At 65.7% G+C, this 15,970-nt stretch carries 18 protein-coding genes; 1 reads left to right on the top strand and 17 read right to left on the bottom strand.

The annotated features are described in order from the left end of the window. Positions 1 to 68 precede the first annotated feature (68 nt). Complete coding sequence (locus tag ACFQ00_RS03665; protein ID WP_381486359.1) at positions 69 to 1,199, top strand: sigma-54 interaction domain-containing protein; 1,131 nt, start codon at positions 69 to 71, stop codon at positions 1,197 to 1,199. A 7-nt stretch (positions 1,200 to 1,206) separates the two neighbouring features. Here ACFQ00_RS03665 and ACFQ00_RS03660 read toward each other — a convergent pair whose 3' ends face one another. The 17 genes from ACFQ00_RS03660 to fliF form a co-directional block, all read right to left on the bottom strand. Further along, a complete protein-coding gene (locus ACFQ00_RS03660; protein ID WP_381486356.1) occupies positions 1,207 to 1,524 on the bottom strand; it encodes a hypothetical protein in 318 nt (105 codons plus the stop codon). Then, complete coding sequence (gene fliS, locus ACFQ00_RS03655; RefSeq protein WP_381486353.1) at positions 1,521 to 1,904, bottom strand: flagellar export chaperone FliS; 384 nt, start codon at positions 1,902 to 1,904, stop codon at positions 1,521 to 1,523. The genes ACFQ00_RS03660 and fliS overlap by 4 nt, the downstream gene beginning before the upstream one ends. Continuing rightward, positions 1,904 to 3,889 (bottom strand): flagellar filament capping protein FliD, encoded by a 1,986-nt coding sequence (gene fliD / locus ACFQ00_RS03650; RefSeq protein ID WP_381486351.1) that lies wholly within the window; start codon positions 3,887 to 3,889, stop codon positions 1,904 to 1,906. The genes fliS and fliD overlap by 1 nt, the downstream gene beginning before the upstream one ends. Before the next feature lie 109 nt (positions 3,890 to 3,998). Next, positions 3,999 to 5,126, bottom strand: coding sequence for an EscU/YscU/HrcU family type III secretion system export apparatus switch protein (locus tag ACFQ00_RS03645; protein WP_381486349.1), 1,128 nt, complete (start codon positions 5,124 to 5,126; stop codon positions 3,999 to 4,001). Between the two features lies 1 nt (position 5,127). Beyond that, positions 5,128 to 5,907 carry a flagellar biosynthetic protein FliR gene (gene fliR / locus ACFQ00_RS03640; RefSeq protein ID WP_381486347.1) on the bottom strand — a complete coding sequence of 260 codons (780 nt, stop codon included), beginning with the start codon at positions 5,905 to 5,907 and terminating at the stop codon, positions 5,128 to 5,130. After that, positions 5,904 to 6,173, bottom strand: a complete 270-nt coding sequence (fliQ, locus tag ACFQ00_RS03635) for a flagellar biosynthesis protein FliQ (protein WP_381486344.1) — start codon at positions 6,171 to 6,173, stop codon at positions 5,904 to 5,906. Before fliQ ends, fliR begins: the two co-directional genes overlap by 4 nt. 11 nt (positions 6,174 to 6,184) lie before the next feature. After that, positions 6,185 to 6,976: a flagellar type III secretion system pore protein FliP gene (fliP, locus tag ACFQ00_RS03630; protein WP_381486341.1), complete on the bottom strand. Its 792-nt coding sequence runs from the start codon at positions 6,974 to 6,976 to the stop codon at positions 6,185 to 6,187. Next, positions 6,966 to 7,274 carry a FliO/MopB family protein gene (locus tag ACFQ00_RS03625; protein ID WP_381486338.1) on the bottom strand — a complete coding sequence of 103 codons (309 nt, stop codon included), beginning with the start codon at positions 7,272 to 7,274 and terminating at the stop codon, positions 6,966 to 6,968. Before ACFQ00_RS03625 ends, fliP begins: the two co-directional genes overlap by 11 nt. Positions 7,275 to 7,302: 28 nt before the next feature. Next, positions 7,303 to 7,620 carry a flagellar motor switch protein FliN gene (fliN, locus tag ACFQ00_RS03620; RefSeq protein WP_339707707.1) on the bottom strand — a complete coding sequence of 106 codons (318 nt, stop codon included), beginning with the start codon at positions 7,618 to 7,620 and terminating at the stop codon, positions 7,303 to 7,305. Between the two features lie 18 nt (positions 7,621 to 7,638). Next, positions 7,639 to 8,628, bottom strand: a complete 990-nt coding sequence (fliM, locus tag ACFQ00_RS03615; RefSeq protein ID WP_381486334.1) for a flagellar motor switch protein FliM — start codon at positions 8,626 to 8,628, stop codon at positions 7,639 to 7,641. 9 nt (positions 8,629 to 8,637) lie between these two features. Continuing rightward, positions 8,638 to 9,192: a flagellar basal body-associated FliL family protein gene (locus ACFQ00_RS03610; protein ID WP_381486331.1), complete on the bottom strand. Its 555-nt coding sequence runs from the start codon at positions 9,190 to 9,192 to the stop codon at positions 8,638 to 8,640. A gap of 11 nt (positions 9,193 to 9,203) precedes the next feature. Then, positions 9,204 to 10,691: a flagellar hook-length control protein FliK gene (locus ACFQ00_RS03605; protein ID WP_381486329.1), complete on the bottom strand. Its 1,488-nt coding sequence runs from the start codon at positions 10,689 to 10,691 to the stop codon at positions 9,204 to 9,206. A gap of 75 nt (positions 10,692 to 10,766) precedes the next feature. Next, on the bottom strand, positions 10,767 to 11,183 hold the full coding sequence (locus ACFQ00_RS03600; protein ID WP_381486327.1) for a hypothetical protein: 417 nt from the start codon (positions 11,181 to 11,183) through the stop codon (positions 10,767 to 10,769). A gap of 1 nt (position 11,184) precedes the next feature. Beyond that, positions 11,185 to 12,504, bottom strand: a complete 1,320-nt coding sequence (locus tag ACFQ00_RS03595) for a FliI/YscN family ATPase (protein ID WP_381487827.1) — start codon at positions 12,502 to 12,504, stop codon at positions 11,185 to 11,187. 17 nt (positions 12,505 to 12,521) lie between these two features. Continuing rightward, positions 12,522 to 13,214 carry a FliH/SctL family protein gene (locus ACFQ00_RS03590; RefSeq protein ID WP_381486324.1) on the bottom strand — a complete coding sequence of 231 codons (693 nt, stop codon included), beginning with the start codon at positions 13,212 to 13,214 and terminating at the stop codon, positions 12,522 to 12,524. Further along, positions 13,207 to 14,226, bottom strand: a complete 1,020-nt coding sequence (gene fliG / locus ACFQ00_RS03585; protein WP_381486321.1) for a flagellar motor switch protein FliG — start codon at positions 14,224 to 14,226, stop codon at positions 13,207 to 13,209. Before fliG ends, ACFQ00_RS03590 begins: the two co-directional genes overlap by 8 nt. Continuing rightward, entirely contained in the window at positions 14,219 to 15,967 is a 1,749-nt protein-coding gene (fliF, locus tag ACFQ00_RS03580; RefSeq protein WP_381486318.1) for a flagellar basal-body MS-ring/collar protein FliF, read from the bottom strand. The genes fliG and fliF overlap by 8 nt, the downstream gene beginning before the upstream one ends. Between the last annotated feature and the right edge of the window lie 3 nt (positions 15,968 to 15,970).

Below are 15,970 nucleotides of genomic sequence, written 5' to 3'. Positions count from 1 at the left end.
ATAAATTTCGTTAACCATTTCACCGTTAAACCCTGTTTCACGGTATCGGGGTGATGCCGAGGGGGAACATGATGACGGTTGCAACGGGGGCTGCAGCGGGCGGCAATCTGGCCGAGCTTGAAACGCTGCTTATTGGTCGCAGCGAAGCGATCGTCAGGGTCCGGAATCTCATCATGCGTCTTGCCGGTTCGCAGGCTTCCGTGCTCGTCACGGGCCCGTCCGGCACCGGCAAGGAAGTCGTTGCGCGCTGCCTCCACCTCGCCTCTGCCCGCCGGAACAACGAATTCGTCGCCGTGAACTGCGGCGCCATCCCCCGCGAACTCATCGAATCGGAACTCTTCGGCCACGAGAAGGGCGCTTTCACCGGCGCACTGCAGAGCCGCAAGGGCCGCTTCGAGGCCGCTGACGGCGGCACGATCTTCCTCGACGAGATCGGCGACATGCCCGCCGACATGCAGGTGAAGCTGCTGCGCGTGCTCGAAGAGCGCAAGATCGAGCGCGTCGGCAGCAACAAGACGATGGCCGTCGACGTGCGCGTCGTTTCCGCCACGCACAAGAACCTCGAGCAGGCGATCGCCGAGGGTCGCTTCCGCGAAGACCTTTTCTACCGCCTCAACATCTTCCCGCTGCACCTGCCGGCGCTCGCCGACCGCCGCGAGGACATTCCGATGCTGGTCGCGCACTTCCTGAAGCAGTCGGGCACGAAGCTGCGCTTTGATGCGTCGGCGCTGCGCGCGCTCTGCCAGCACAACTGGCCGGGCAACATCCGCGAGCTGCGCAATGTCGTCGAACGCGCGGTCGTGCTGTTCGGCGAAGGCGAGATCAGCATCGACGATGTCGAGATCCTGCTCGGCGCGACGCTTGAGCGCCGCGAACCGCTGAACGAAGACGCCGCGATCTGGGACGCCACGACGGTTTCCGAAGAGGAAGCGGATACGCGTTTGCCCGCGGCCACCGTCGTTCCGCTACGCCCCTACGGCGAAAGCCTCGACATGGACCCGCGCGCGCTTCTCGGCGCCGGCACGTGCGACATGCGCGCGCTCGTCGCAAAGCTCGAACAGTCGCTGATCCACGCGGCGCTCGAACAGAGCGGCGACATCGTCGCCGACGCCGCCCGCGTCCTCGGCCTGCAGCGCACCTCGCTCATCGAGAAGATGCGCAAATACCAGATCAGCCGCGGCGAACGCGCTTTCGCATAAAGCGCGCCTAAGCCGTTCTCGCTTTTCCGTAAAGTCTGCGCGCAGTGCCGGATTGGCGCAGTGCCTGAGCGCTGCGCTCGTGCGCGTGGCGGCCGACCTCGATGGCGTGGCCGATCGTAACCGCCTGGGATTCGGCCTGACGCAGCGCACCAAGCGCCTCGGCCCGCAGCGCCGGATCAGCGGCGAGCCCAGACAGTGTCTTCACGAGCGCGAGGCGGACCGTCTCGAAACGTTCCACAGCGGTCCAATCGCCGCCGGCAGCGGCGTGAGCGGTCATGCCGGAGAGCGATTCGATATCGGTGAGAAGAGCCGGAATCGCGGTCACGGGCGAATCTGCCGCCAGGCATCGGAAAGGCCGACGGCGGCCTCCGTGGCGGCGGCAAGACGGCGCGAATCATTGTCGCGGCCAGCCGTGATCGTCTCCTGACGGAGATAACCGTAAGCCGCCGAAAGCGATTGCGCGACCGAACCGCCACGATTGAAATCGAGGCTCGATTCGAGACCGTGCAGGATGGAGAGCGCGCGGCTGATGCGGCTGCTCTTCATGGCGAGATCGCCCCGATCGATCGCGATGCCGGCCTGCCGAAGCGCGGAAAGCAGCTCGTCGTACAGCATCTCGATCAGGCGGTGCGGATTGGCCTGTTCGGTGCGGGTGGCGGTGTCGATGGCGGCATACTGCTGCCGCGCGCGCATGGCCTGCATCATCAGCCTTGATCCCGTGTCCACATGGCAATCTGCTGTTTCATATATTCCTGCGTGTTGTTGAAAGCGGCGATGGCGCTTTCCATGGCGGCGAACTGGATGGTGAGCCGCTCCTCGAGCGCAATGCTGCGTGCCTCGACGCGCTCCTGCTCCTCGGCGATCGCCGCGGCTTCCTTCGCCAGACGTTCGGATGTCGTCTTGAAGCCGCCTCCGCTCGCGGAAAGCTGCTTCTGCATATCGGTGATGAGACCGGACACCGTCGATCGCACGACAATCGTCGCCGATGTCGCGCTGCCGAGGATGTTGACGGCAAGGCCCGCTGCCGCCGACGTGGAGGACGCGATCAGGCGGTTGCCGATGCCGATCGCGGCGACACCGCCGATCTTGCCCGAAGCGTTGGTACCCGCGGTGGCGGTCGGCACATCAAGGCCCAGCGTGGCCGCAAGCGTGCCGTTGAGCCCGACGAGCGAAACGCCCGAGGTGCTGCCCACGCCCTTCGAGGTGAAGCTGAACGCCGACCCATCCCACGCCGCCGTCAGCGACAGGCCGAACGACTTCAGCACCGAATCGTCGTTGATCGCGGTCTGGAACGCCGCGGCAAGCGCCGCACCGGTCGCATAGCTGCCTTCGGGGAGGTTGATGGCGAGCGAGGTGCGGCCGTCAAGCGTGACCGTGAAGCTCTTGTTCGTCGCATCGATGACGACCGGCACGTCGAACGCCGTAGGTGCGGCCGCACCGCTGAGCCTGCCCGAGGTCGCAGCGACAATGTCGGTGACCGCATAGGTACCCGGCTTTGCAGCACCAAGGCTGCTTGCGATCTCGACGAGCGCGGAACTGCTGGTCTGCCCCGGCACGAACATGTCGTGGACGCGGCCCGGATGATTGGTCACCGCTTTCGTGAGCGCCGCATCGTCGATGCTGAGCGTGCCGTCGCGGTTGGTCTTGATGCCGATCTCGGAGAGGCTCGACGGACCGCCGCCGTCGGTCAGCAGCGTCTTCGTGCTGAGATCGGCGAGCATCCGCTTGAGATCGCGCGTCGTGCGGTCGCCCGCGAGCGCGCCCGCGGCGACGCCGTCCTTGCCCGCCCGGGTTTCCTCCGCAAGCATCGAGATCAGCTGGTTGTAGACGTCGACATAGTTGCCGACCGCCGTTTTCAGCGTGGTGGCATCATAGTCGCTGGAAATCGTCACGGGACCGTCGGTGACCTTCATGAGGTCGAGTTTGAGGCCCGAGACGAGGTCCGAAATGCTGTTCGTCGGGCGTTCGACGGTGATGCCGTCGACCACGACGATGGCGTTCTTCGCCTGCGCCGTCCACGTCATGCCGGCAGTGCCCGGGCCGAACTCGAAGGCTTCGAGGCCCGTGCTGCCGTCAATCGTGAACGCCTTCGCCGCGCCCGTTTCGCCGCGCAGCACGAGGCGGGCACCGCTTGCGTCTTCGACGATCGAGGCGGTGACGCCCGCGTTCGCCGCGTTGATCGCCTGCTGGAGGCCGACGAGGCTGTTGTTTTCCGGCCCGATCGTGACGGTGACGGGCGCCGCCGTGCCCGCGGTGAACCCCGCCGGTGTCGGGAACGTGCCGGTGAGCGTGCCGAAGCTGATGGTGAGCGTGCCCTCGCCGATCGGCGCGTTGCGATCGGCAACCGCTGCCGACGCGACCGTCTGCCGCTGCGCGAGCTGCGTCGCCTCGATCGTGTGCGACAGCGAGGGCGGGCTCGACGAACCGGTGAGCGAAAGCGCGATCGAAGACGTGTCGCTGCTGATCACCTGGCGGCCGAGCGCGCCGCTGCTCACGAGCGAATCAAGCGCGGTCGAGAAGGCGGACAGGGCCGAGCTGATCGTAGAAAGGCTGGAGATCTTGGCCTCGACAGCCGTCTGACGCGCAGTCAGCATCTTGTCGCTGCCCGCGCGCTGCGCGGCGACGAGATCGGCCACGAGCTGCTTGGTATCGATTCCCGATCCGCTGCCGAGCGCCGTCAGAATGGACATTGGACCTGCCTTCTCGTTCCTGCGGACGCGCGCCATCCGCTAAGACTGTTCACGACCGATTCTGCGCCGGATTTAGGGAATAATCGGTAAAGATTCGCAAGCGTTCCGATCATAGCGGCCGCCCGTTCTCGTCGAAGCGTGCGCCTTCCGGCACATCGATAGTGGGCTGGGTCAGGCGATCGCGCTCCACGCTGAACACGAACGCCAGCACGCCGGCGACGGCAACATAGAGATCATCGCGGATTTCCTGGCCGATTTTCGAGGTGAAGAAGACCGCGCGGGCGAGCAGCGGATAGCTGAGCACCGGCACCTCGTTGTCTGCCGCAAGCTCGCGAATCACTTCGGCGACCAGATCCTTGCCCTTGGCGACGACGACAGGCGCCAGATCGCGGGTCTTGTCGTAGCGGAGCGCTACGGCGAAGTGCGTCGGGTTCGTCAGCACGACATGCGCCTGTTGCATACCCGCGCGCATATTGTTGCGCGTCGCCTCGCGCTGACGGCGACGAAGCTGCATCTTCACCTCGGGCGAACCCTCGGTCTGCTTCATCTCGTCCTTCACCTCCTGCCGCGACATCTTGAGCTTGCGCATCAGCTGGATCGCCTGCAGCGGAATGTCGACACCCGCGACCACCACGAGCCCGGCCGACAGGATGAGCAGGAATACCGCGGCGAGATGCCCCGTGTGGGCAACGGCCTTGCCGACGTCCTCAGTGCCGAGCGAGGCGATCTCCCGCGCGTAATCGGAGAGCATCCACCAGCCGATGACACCAACGAGCACGACCTTCAGGATCGATTTGCCGAGTTCTGTGAGGCCCTGCATCCCGAAGGTGCGCTTCACCCAGTTCATGGGGTTCATGCGCGAAGCCTTCGGTGCGATCAGCGACATGTTGAACTGGAACGTACCGAGCAGCGCCTGACTGACGAGCGCGGCGGCGAAGCACGTGAACAGCAGCCCTGCGAGGGGAAAGGCGATCACCTTGCCGAGCGCCCACGTCGCGGCGGCAGGCTGGAAATTGACCCCACCCTGTTTGAGGCCGACCAGCCCCGTCTTGAGCATGAGTTCGAGGCTGGAAACCATCCAGCCGCCCGCAAGCGCGAGATAGGCGGCACCGACGAGCATGACGAGCGCAGTGGTGAGTTCGCGCGAGCGGAGAACATCACCCTTTTCCGCCGCGTCGCGCTTGCGCTTCTCGGTCGGGGCTTCGGTTTGCTGGTCCTTTTCGGGTTTGTCGGACACGTCAGCCCTCTCCCAGCCAGGCTTTGGCCTCGTCGAGCCCCGTATCCGCTGCCGACTGCATAAGGTCGCTCATCGCCGGAAACGCGATGGCGAGTACGACGAAGCCGGTCATCAGCGTCAGCGGCAGGCCGACGGCGAAGATGTTGAGCTGCGGCGCGGTGCGCGTCAGCACGCCGACGAAGAGGTTGAGCGCGAACAGCGCGAAGCCAACGGGAAGCGCGATCGCGAGCCCGCCCGCGAACACGAAACCACCGAACTTCACGATCGCCCAGAAATGGTCCCGCGTCAGCCAATCGCCGCCGAGCGGCATCAAGGCGTAGCTCTCCACGATCAGGCGCACGAGGATCAGGTGGCCGTTCAGCGCAAGGAACAGCAGCGTCATCAGGATCATCAGGAACTGGCCGACAACCGCGCTGTTGTTGCCGCTCTGCGGATCGACCATGTTCGCGAAACCAAGGCCGATCGAGTTCGCGATATATTCACCGGCGAGCAGCGGCGCGGCAAAGGCAAGCTGCAGGATGAAACCCACGGAGAGCCCGATCATCAGCTCCTGAATCACGATCACCAGGCCCTGCAGCGACAGGATGTCGTAGGGCACATCCACCGGATAGACCGAAAGCACCAGCACGCCGATCGCGCCCGCGAGCACGACGCGCACCTGCAGGGGCACGCCGATCGCCGAGAAGATCGGCGCCGCGACGAGCGTGCCGCCGATGCGCAGCATGGCGAACATCAGCTGCATCATCCACGCCTCGATGCCGACGGAGAGGATGTCGGTCATCTGACGAGATCCGGAATCCGCTCGAAGATGTCCTGCGTGAAATCCACCAGAAGCCCCATCATCAGCCCGCCGAAGAGGCCGAGACAGACAAGCACGCCGATGAGCTTCGGCACGAAGCTGAGCGTCGCCTCGTTGATCGAGGTCGCCGCCTGCACCATGCCGAGTACAACGCCGATGACGAGCGCGGGCAGCAGCACGGGCAGCGAAACCAGAACGAGAATCCAGAGCGCCTGTCCGGCGACTGCAGTGAAATAGGATGCGTCCATCTTGCCGCTCCTCAACTCGTAAAGAAGCTGCCGGCGAGCGAGCCCATGGTGAGCGCCCAGCCGTCGACAAGAACGAACAGCAGCAACTTGAAGGGAAGCGAGATGAGCGTCGGAGACAGCATCATCATGCCGAGCGACATGAGCACGGCGGCAACGACGAGATCGATGACGAGGAACGGCAGGAAGATGAGGAAGCCGATCTGGAATGCCGTCTTCAGCTCGCTGGTAACGAAGGCGGGGAGCAGCACAGAGAACGGCACGTCCTCCGGCTTTTCATAGGCACCGTCCTTCTTCAGGTTGGCGAACAGGATGATGTCCTTCTGCCGGGTCTGCGCCATCATGAAGCGGTGCAGCACGGTGCCGCCCTTCTCCACCGCCGCATCGATCGGCATCACGTTCGCGGCATACGGCTTGAAGGCCGTGTCGTTGATCTCGGTGAGCGCCGGGCTCATCACGAAGAAGGTGAGGAACAGCGACAGGCCGATCAGCACCTGATTGGGCGGCGTCTGCGCAAGGCCGAGCGCCTGCCGCAGGATCGAAAGCACGATGATGATGCGCGTGAACGCCGTCATCATCAGGATCACTGCCGGCAGAACCGACAGCAGCGTCATCAGGACGAGGACCTGCAGCGACAGCGAGAGCGGCTGACGCGCGCCCGGCGCAGCAGCGCCGGTCAGCGTATCGGCTGCAAACTGGACGGGGGAAGGTCCGGCCGGCGCAGTCTGGGCAAGCGCAGGCGCGGCGAACAGGAACAGCGCGGCGATGAGGAACGGCGCGAGGCGCATCAGGCGATCAGCGCGCATCGTCTTCATCCTCTACGGTGAAGCTGATCGCGGGCACTTCGGAGAGAAGGTTCGCGCCCTGCTTCGTCACCGCGAGCAGCAGGCGCTTTCCTTCGAAATCGACCACGGCGAGCTTGACTGCCGGAGTAAGAAACACCGTCTCGGAAAGCCGGGCGGCGGAGCGGGTGGTGGAGCGGGACTTGAGGCCGCCGGCGAGACCGCCAAGATTATAGCGTTTCGCGAGCCAGAGCCCGGCAATGATCAGTCCGCAAACCAGCGGCAGCATGATCGCCAGCCGTAATACGTAATCCCCGATCAAGGTCCACCCCCGTCAAAATCTTGACGCGTCAGATGTCCTTGACGCGTTCTCCCGGTGCCACAATGTCGGTAATCCGTACGCCGAAGCGTCCACCGACCGTCACCACCTCGCCCCTCGCAAAGAGTGTGCCATTTGCGAACAGGTCGAGCGGGGCACCCGCCGGGCGGTCCAGTTCGACGACGCTGCCTTCGTTGAGATTCAGAAGGTCGCGGATCTTCACCTGGCTGGTGCCGACCTCCACCGAGAGGCGGACGTCGATTTCCTGAAGCAGGCGGAGGTTCGCCGATCCCGGCTTCCAGGGATCGTCGGACTTGGTTTCCGGGCTCGCGGTTTCAGTGTCGCTCATGTCGGGCTCCTTGAAATACTATCGGTTGGTGGTGGCGCGGGGGCGCGCGATGGAACGGATCTTGAGCGCGGCGTTGCCATTGGCCTCGCCGGGCGCACCGATCCCGAAGGTAGTTTTCTCGACGAGCATGTGCAGCTCTTCGGGAACATGGATCGGCACCACGTCGCCGACCTTCAGCGCCATGATCCCTTTGAGCGACATCGTCGGCTCCGCGAGGATCGAGCGCACCGGGAGCTCGACATCGAGCAGCGCCGATTTGAGCCGCCCCTTCCAGCCGGGATCGGTCTCGCTCTGTTCGGTGATGACGCGCAGGCGCAGAAGCGGCAGCAGCGGCTTCAGCGCGTTCAACGGATAAACGACATCCACTGCAGAGGTGCCGCCGCGCGGCAGATGGACGAGGAAGCGTGTGACCACAACCATGTCGTTCGTTTCGAGAAACGAGAGGAACTGTGGGTGGCTTTCGCTCGAAATGCGGCTGAACTGCAGGTGGAAGATATCCGCCCACGCCGCATCGAGCTGCGCGAACAGGCGGCCGAGCAGCGATTGCTGCACGCGGTCTTCAGCGGCGGTGAACTCGCTGGCGCGGGTCGCGGGAGGTTCGCCCTTGCCGCCATAATACGCGTCGACGATCGCGCCAATGAGATCGGGCTTCATCACCACGAGACCATGGCCGCGCAGCGGCTCCATGCGGACGATAGTGAGGCTCAGGAAATCCTCGAAGCCCTCCGCATAGCTGCCGAACGATTCGAGCGACGTGAGCCCGCAATCCACCTTGGGCGCGACGCGCAGCATCGGCTGGAAAACCTGCCGCATCCCGCGCGCGAGGCGTTCGTTCAGCATATGCAGCGCATGAAGATCGCCGAACTCGCGCTCGTCGCCGCTGTCGAAGCTCCACGGCGCGATCACGCCGTCGGGCATCACGCCCGCGCCGGATGCGATGCTGCCGTCGGCGATGCCCGCCTGCAGCGCTTCGATCTCTTCCTTGCTGAGATTGAGTTCGGAACTCATGGGTGCCGCCTACTGGATGACGAAGCTGGTGAAATAAACCTGGGAAATGCCGCCGAAGCCGACCTTTTCCTGAAGGGCTTTGTTGATCGCGGCGCGCAGGCGGCGTTGCAAGTCTTCCTTGCCCGCAGCCGTCGCGACATGGTCCGCGGTCTGCTCGCCGAGCACGCCGAGCACCGCGCTGCGGATCGCCGGCTCGTTCTTCTCGACCGCCTCGATCACGCGGCTGTCGTAGTTCGTCGCGACGCCGAGCCCGACCTGGATGTAGCGATTGGGATCGGTGAGGTTCGCGGTGAACTCGCGCTTCATCTCGAAATAGGTCGTCTCATAGTGTCCGTCGCCGTCAGCATCGGTCTGCGCCGGCGCATCTCCACCGTCCTTGCGCTCGACGAGCTTGGGCTTGTTCTTGTCCTCCTTGGGGCCGTGGCCGCCGATGAGACCGCTTGACGTAGCATACCAGCCGCCCGCCGCGCCGCCGCCGAGCAGGACGAGCGCGCCGAGAACGGGAACGAGCTTGCCGACAAGGCCGCTCTTCTTCTTGGGGACAGGTACGGGAGTATCACTCATTTCAATCTTTCCTAAGCAAAGCGCTCGATGGCGGTCTGGCGAACAATGGCACGAACGGTTTCAGCCTGCGATGCCGCTCCACGCGGTCGCGTGCTAAACGGCTGCTCGAACGCCGTCTCACGCGATTGCTCGCCGCGATCCTGGCGCCCGCTGCCAACATCGACGGAGGCTTCCTCAAGGCGGACACCCCGGTTTTCCATCATCGACTGGAGGCGCGGCGCGGCATCGGCGATGAAGCCCTGCGCGGCGGCGGTTTCCACCGTGAAATGCACCTTCGCCTGATTGCCGTTCGTTTCGACCCGGATAAAGAGATCGCCAAGCTCACGCGGTTTCAGGTGCAGCTGCGCCTCGCGGCGGTCGCCGCTCACCAGCGTCTGCACATCGGCGGCGAGCTGATCGACCCACTGGTCCTCGACCGCATTGCCGATCAGCAGATCGTCGAGCAACGCCTCGTTCGGCACGGTCTGGCCCTGCGCCGCGTCCGCGCCCTGCGGGCGGGCGGACAGCGGGTCGTGGACCGCAGCAAGCACGGCCTGCGCGGTTTGCGACGCCGGAAGCGCCTCGCGCAGCGGTGCCGGGATATTCGCCGTGTCGGTATCGGCACGGTCATTCAGAAAGGCCCGTGCGGCGGGCACAGCCTCCTCCGCCGCCGCAACGGCGGCACGGAATTCACTGCCCCGCGCCAACGCGCGCGTCGGCATCACGGGACGTTGCATCGCCGGGGCGGCAATGGTCGCGCCGGCCGCCGGCATCGGTGTCGCGGCATCGGTTTCGGCATCGGCGACAGCCTCTCCCACGGAAGCCTTTGGCGCAGGTGCGGCGGGCGCATCCTCGGCATCCGCAAGCGCGCGGTCAGGTGCTTCGGAAACGGGCGTCGACGGTGTCTGACCGGCCGTTGCGACCGGCGCAGCCTGCGGCTCGCCGGAAACGGGTGTGGCCGCGGCAGGAATTGCGGGCGGCGCGATGGACACCGAAAGCGTCGTGACCTGCGGCACCGCAGGTGCGATCACACCGGCCTGTACATTCTCTTCACGATCGACGGCATCAGGAGCGGCGGCCTCCACCTCGGCATCACCGGACGCGTCACCCTGCTCGCCTGCAATGATCGCCGGAACCGGCGTTTCCGTATCCGCGGGCGCGAGATGCCGCGCTGCCACCGCTGCAAAGCGTGCGCCGGGCGTTTTCGGATCCGGCACGGGCGACGACTGCGTAGGCATCGCGGGGAGCTGGAGATCGAAGGCCATATCCATATCGCTTTCGGCTGTTTCGATCACATTGGCAGACGGAGTGGCGGCTGCTGGCGCGTTTTCCGCCGTCGGGTTTCCGTCACCGGTCGACGGCAGTCCGACGGTAAGACCCTTGGCAGGCGGCGCAGCCTTCAGGGCCATGATCGACAGGAAATCGGGCGCAGATGTCGGAATTCCGGGGCGGATGGCGGTTTGCACCGACAATTCCGGCATCCCCAGAAGTTCACCAAGACCAGTCGCGTTGACGGACATTTGACCCCCGTTGCTTACTCAGGCGAACACTCAGCAATAAGCGTGCCATTTTGGGGCGGGTCTGCGCGAAGCCCTTCAGGCGCGCGTGATGCGCCGCGGCGGGGTCGCGCGTTCCTGACGCGCTTCGGCCTCGCGCGCCTCGGCGGCTTCGGCACGGTCCGCGAGTTCCTCGGCGGCACGCTTCCGGCGATGTGCGCCGAGCGTCACCTGCCGGGCATCTTCGAGCCGCACCTCGGCGCGCGCGGCGCGGTCCAGCGTGGCGGCGAGCGCCTTCCCCAGCCGGTCGTATTGATGCGCCATGGATTTGAGCGCGAAGGCCGCCGCATCGTCGGCGACGGGCGTGTAGGAATGCCGCAGCGCCTCGATGCGGTTGTGCATCTGACGAAGCTGGTCGAGATCGGCGGCGGCTTTGCCCTCTTCGGCAAGCGCGCGCTGCTTCTGAAGGCCGCGAACGCGCGCGACACGCGCCAGACGATCCGCCTTCCCGGCCATCTCAGTGCTCGCCGAACTGCTGGGTCAGCTCTGCGACCGACGCCGCGAGATCGACAGGCGCATCCTCGGCCTGCATGATGTAGGCTGTGACTCCCGCCTGCGCTGCAATGGCGGCGTCGAGCGCCGGGTCGTTGCCGCGGTTGTAGGCGCCCATCAGAATGAGGTCGCGATTCTCTTCGTAGAGCGAGAACAGGCGCTTCAGCATCTGCGCGGCACGGATATGCGGGCGTTCGGCAACATCGCTCATCACGCGGCTGATCGAGGCGGCAATGTCCACCGCCGGGTAGACGCCGCGCTCCGCCTGCTTGCGTGAGAGCACGATATGCCCGTCAAGGATCGCGCGCGCCGCATCGACGACCGGGTCGCCCACGGTGTCGTCGCCGTCAGCGAGCACGGTGTAGAACGCCGTGATCGAACCGCCCGATTTCGCATCGTTGCCCGCGCGCTCGATGAGGTTTGGCAGCAGCGAGATGACCGAAGGCGGATAGCCCTTCGCGGTCGGCTGCTCGCCGAGCGCGAGACCGATCTCGCGCTGCGCGTGCGCGACGCGAGTGAGGCTGTCGATGATGAGCAGCACGTTCTTGCCCTGCCCGCGGTAGTATTCAGCGATCGCGGTGGCGCGATGCGCGGCGCGGATGCGCATGATCGGGGAATGGTTCGCCGGAACGGCAACGACGACCGAGCGCTCACGCGCCGGCCCGTGCAGTTTGGTGGCAAGAAAATCCGTGACCTCGCGGCTGCGCTCGCCAATGAGCCCGACGACGACGACATCCGCCTTCGAATAGCGCGTCATCATGCCGAGCAGCACCGACTTGCCGACGCCCGAGCCCGCGATGATGCCCACGCGCTGGCCGCGCCCAAAGGTGAAGAGGCCATTCAGCGCACGCACGCCGACGTCAAAGGCTTCGGTGACGCGCCCGCGTTCCAGCGGGTTCTGCAGCCGCCCGACGAGCGGCCAGTCCTGCTCTGCCTCGATCGGGCCGAGCCCGTCGAGCGGCAGGCCCGAGCCATCGACGACGCGGCCGAGCAGGCTATCGCCCACCTCAACACGCGACTGGTTGCTTTGCGGAAAGACCCGCGCATCGGGGAGCACGTCGGCGCGCTGGCCGAGCGACATCAGGATGCAGCGGCCGTTCCGGAAGCCGATGACCTCCGCCTCGGCCGCTTCTTCGCTGGCCGTTTCGATGCGGCACACGGTGCCGACAGGCGCGGCAAGGCCCGAGGCTTCCAGAAGCAGACCGTCATAGCTGGTGAGCCGCCCGATCTGGAGCGGCGCAGTATCGACCGACGTCCTGCCGATGCCGCCGAGCAGATCGGCGATATCCTCGGTCGCCGTGTTCACGCGGCGATGCCCGCCGCGCGCAGTGCGGTTTCAAGCCGAGCGATGCGCGGACGAACACCGTCCTCCACTTCACCGCCACCGGCTTCGAGCCTCACGCTGCCGCGTTGCAATTCGGGATCCGCGGCAAGCGTGAGGTTCGTATAGTCTTTAAGGCTGCCATCATCGATGACGGCAAGGTCGTCCGGGTGCAGAAACAGCTTCGCGGCCTCGCTGGTTTCCTTCAGCGTATCGAGCGCTCGTGTGATGCAGCCGTTGACGAATGCAGGCTCGACGGCAACGTGTGCGCCGACGATGCGCTCGACGAGATCGAGCACGGCGCGGCGCAGCTTCGGCCCCAGCGCGGCCCTGTCGATCGCGCGGGCGTCGTCGAGGCTGCGCAGCAGCGAACGGCACTCGGCCCGGGCCCGCTCCGCTTCGGCCCGCACTTCCGCGCGGCCGGCCTCAAGCCCGGCGGCGTGCCCCTGCGCTTCAGCTTCGGCGAGCGCGGCGGCAAGCTCTTCTTCGGTCGTTTCGATGGTTTCGTGAATTGTGCCGCGCGTGAATTCCGACGAGGGGTGGGCGAAATCCACGCGCGGCACGAAGTCGCCCGCCGGCCGGGGAGCGAACATCGGTGTGAAGTCGCTGCGGCTGGGTGCGAACAGATCGGCGAGCGTCACGGGACGGGCATCTGCACTGAAAACACTAGACATAGTCATCTCCCGAACCGCCGAGCATGATAGCACCGCTTTCGCCGAGCTGGCGTGCGATCGCGAGGATGCGCTTTTGCGCGTCCTGCACCTCGCTCACCTTCATGGGACCGCGCGATTCGATCTCGTCCTGCACGCTCTGTGCGGCACGCTGCGACATGGCAGCGAACATCTTGGTCCGCATCCGCTCGTCCGAGCCCTTGAGCGCGGCGACAAGCAGCGTGTTGTCGACCGAGCGGAGCAGCGTCTGCATACTGCGGTCGTCGAGCGCGAGAAGGTTTTCGAACACGAACATCTGGTCCTGAATACTCTGGCCGATATTCTCGTTCATTGTGGTTAATTGTTCGATGATACGGCGGTCCGCGCCGCCGCGCACATAGTTCATGATGCGCGCCGCGGTGGTCGTGCCGCCCGCGGTCGCGGAGCGCACGGCGGCGTTCGTCTTGATCTGCTTCTGCATCACGCGCTCAAGCTCGGCGAGCGCGTCAGGCTGGATCGAATCGAGCGTCGCAACCCGCAGCATCATATCGGGCTGCATCTCCTCAGGGAGCAGCTGGAGCACTTCAGCGGCGAGGCCCGGCTCCAGATGGCAGAGCACGGCGGCGATCACCTGCGGGTGTTCCGACGAAATCGTAGCCGCGATCGAGCGCGCATCCATCCAGTCGAGGATTTCGATGCCCTTCTGCGGTGCCGAGGAGCTCATACGACCGAGCACGCTGCCCGCCTTCTCTTCACCCAGTGCCTTCACGAAGACGTTCTTCACATACGGGCCGGTGCCGAGGCCAAGACTCGTCTGCTCGCGCGCGGCGAGGATGAACTCGTCGAGGACGACGTTCACCGTATCCTGATCGACATCGGCCACCGAATACATCGCCTGGCCGAGGTTCTGCACCTCGCGCGGGCCCATGTGCTTCAGAAGGTCGGCCGCTTCGTCTTCACCCAGCAGCAGCAGCAGGATGGCGCTTTTCTGGGTGCCGGACAGATGGCGCGGCGCGAGTGCGAGTTCCTCACTCATTGGCATTTCCCTGGGCTGCGGTTTCGGTACGGATCAGCTGGCGGACGACATTCGATGCGCGGGCGGTATCCTCGGCGACGAACATGCGGACCACGGCGACCTTGTCGTCATAGCTGTTCGCCATCGTCAGCACCTCGGGCGGCAGGCCACCGCGCGGCTTCAGACGTGCCTTCAGCGCTTCCATCGTCTGCAGATCGCCGCCATCGAGCACGATGGAACGCGGTGCGCCAAGGACGCCACCGGCCGGCATGGGCGCGGCATCGGCAGCGGCCAGCGCCTTTTTCAGGAACGGCCGCAGCACCATGAAGAACACGACGACGAAGATGAGGAGCGCCGCGAGGATCTTGAGGATGTCGCCGATCCAGGCGTTGCTCTGGAAATCAACCTGATACCAGGCCTGCGTTTCCGCCGTGGGATCGACGAACGGCCGCGATGTGACGGCCACGAGATCGCCACGCTCCGCGTTGAAACCGATGCTGCTCTGCACGAGCTTCTCGATGGCCTTCGTTTCCGCGGCGGTCATCGCCTTGCCGTTTTCGCGCAGCACGACGGCGGCGGAGACGCGGCGAACCTCGCCGATCGGCGCCTTGGTAACGGAGACCTGCTTTCCGATCTCGTAGTTGCGCGTGTAGCTCTCGCTGCGCGGGCCCGAGGGCGGCGCGGCGGGGGCAGCGCCCGGATCGGCGGGATTTTGCGCCTGTGCCTGTGCCTGCTCCGGCGTTGCTGCAGTCGCGGCAGGCGGAGCGACGTTCGAAAGGGCGCCCGGAATGCCGCGCGGAGCCAGCTCGCCGCCGCTCGACTGCGATGCGCCCTGCTCGCTGCGGATCACGGCATTGTCCTTGTCCCACGCCTCGTTCGTCTGCTGGGTTTCGGTGAAATCGAGGTCGAGGTGCACTTCGGCGGTGAAATTGTCGCTGCCGATGATCGGCGTCAGCAGCGCGAGCAGACGTTCGCGGTACATGCTTTCCATCTTGGACTGGAACGCGATGCGGCGGCGGCTTTCGCCGAATTCGTCGCCCGAAGCGTCGGGGGTAAGCAGCGTGCCCATCTGGTCGATGACCGACACGCGGTCCGCCGGCAGGCCGGGAACCGAGGAGGCAACCAGATTGACGATGGAGCGCACCTGCGCCTCGCCGAGCGCGCGGCCCGGCGCCAGCTTCAGGAAGACGGAGGCGGTCGGCTGCGCCTGATCGCGCACGAAAACGGACTGTTCGGGAAGCGCGAGGTGGACGCGCGCGGATTCAACCGCGGCGATTTCCGCGACGCTGCGCGCGAGTTCGCTTTCCTGGCTTTGCTTCAGGCGGGCCTGCTCGATCGCGCGGCTGGTGCCGAGCGGCATATCGTCGAGCAGCGCATAGCCTTCGGCCGCGGCCTTCGGCAGCCCCTGGCCGGCGAGCAGCATCCGCGCCTTGTGATAGTCGGCGGCGGGCACCTGCACGCTGCCAGTCATGTTATCGATACCGGGCGTGATCCCCGATGCTTGCAACGCCTCGACGACAGCGGCCTTGTCCGCCTCGGCAAGCCCCGGAAACAGCGTCCGCATCTCGGGCGTGCGCGTGAGGATATACGCCATGGCGACCGCGGCGATCACCAGCGTGCCGATCACCATCGGCAGGCTGCGGCGCACGGCGGGCTGCGCGAGCATCGCCTGCAGCTGTGCCTGAAAGCGGCCGAACCCCGGCCCAAAGGGGGCGGCGGGCGGCGGCGCGGATACGGCTGGCGATGTGGCGGTGTCACTCATGAA

Source organism: Sphingosinicella xenopeptidilytica, assembly GCF_042676985.1.
Classification (GTDB): domain Bacteria; phylum Pseudomonadota; class Alphaproteobacteria; order Sphingomonadales; family Sphingomonadaceae; genus Sphingosinicella; species Sphingosinicella xenopeptidilytica.
The sequence above is the reverse complement of the archived record's forward strand: the minus strand, read 5'-3'. Positions and strand labels throughout refer to the sequence as shown.

Excerpts from the sequence above, each read along its gene's own strand:
- fliF (WP_381486318.1), bottom strand. The coding sequence starts at position 15,967 with ATGAGTGACACCGCCACATCGCCAGCCGTATCCGCGCCGCCGCCCGCC.
- fliD (WP_381486351.1), bottom strand. The coding sequence starts at position 3,889 with ATGTCCATTCTGACGGCGCTCGGCAGCGGATCGGGAATCGATACCAAG.
- fliN (WP_339707707.1), bottom strand. The coding sequence starts at position 7,620 with ATGAGCGACACTGAAACCGCGAGCCCGGAAACCAAGTCCGACGATCCC.
- ACFQ00_RS03590 (WP_381486324.1), bottom strand. The coding sequence starts at position 13,214 with ATGTCTAGTGTTTTCAGTGCAGATGCCCGTCCCGTGACGCTCGCCGAT.
- fliG (WP_381486321.1), bottom strand. The coding sequence starts at position 14,226 with ATGAGTGAGGAACTCGCACTCGCGCCGCGCCATCTGTCCGGCACCCAG.
- ACFQ00_RS03610 (WP_381486331.1), bottom strand. The coding sequence starts at position 9,192 with ATGAGTGATACTCCCGTACCTGTCCCCAAGAAGAAGAGCGGCCTTGTC.
- fliR (WP_381486347.1), bottom strand. The coding sequence starts at position 5,907 with ATGACCGACATCCTCTCCGTCGGCATCGAGGCGTGGATGATGCAGCTG.
- ACFQ00_RS03600 (WP_381486327.1), bottom strand. The coding sequence starts at position 11,183 with ATGGCCGGGAAGGCGGATCGTCTGGCGCGTGTCGCGCGCGTTCGCGGC.
- fliP (WP_381486341.1), bottom strand. The coding sequence starts at position 6,976 with ATGCGCGCTGATCGCCTGATGCGCCTCGCGCCGTTCCTCATCGCCGCG.
- ACFQ00_RS03665 (WP_381486359.1), top strand. The coding sequence starts at position 69 with ATGATGACGGTTGCAACGGGGGCTGCAGCGGGCGGCAATCTGGCCGAG.
- fliQ (WP_381486344.1), bottom strand. The coding sequence starts at position 6,173 with ATGGACGCATCCTATTTCACTGCAGTCGCCGGACAGGCGCTCTGGATT.
- fliS (WP_381486353.1), bottom strand. The coding sequence starts at position 1,904 with ATGATGCAGGCCATGCGCGCGCGGCAGCAGTATGCCGCCATCGACACC.
- fliM (WP_381486334.1), bottom strand. The coding sequence starts at position 8,628 with ATGAGTTCCGAACTCAATCTCAGCAAGGAAGAGATCGAAGCGCTGCAG.
- ACFQ00_RS03605 (WP_381486329.1), bottom strand. The coding sequence starts at position 10,691 with ATGTCCGTCAACGCGACTGGTCTTGGTGAACTTCTGGGGATGCCGGAA.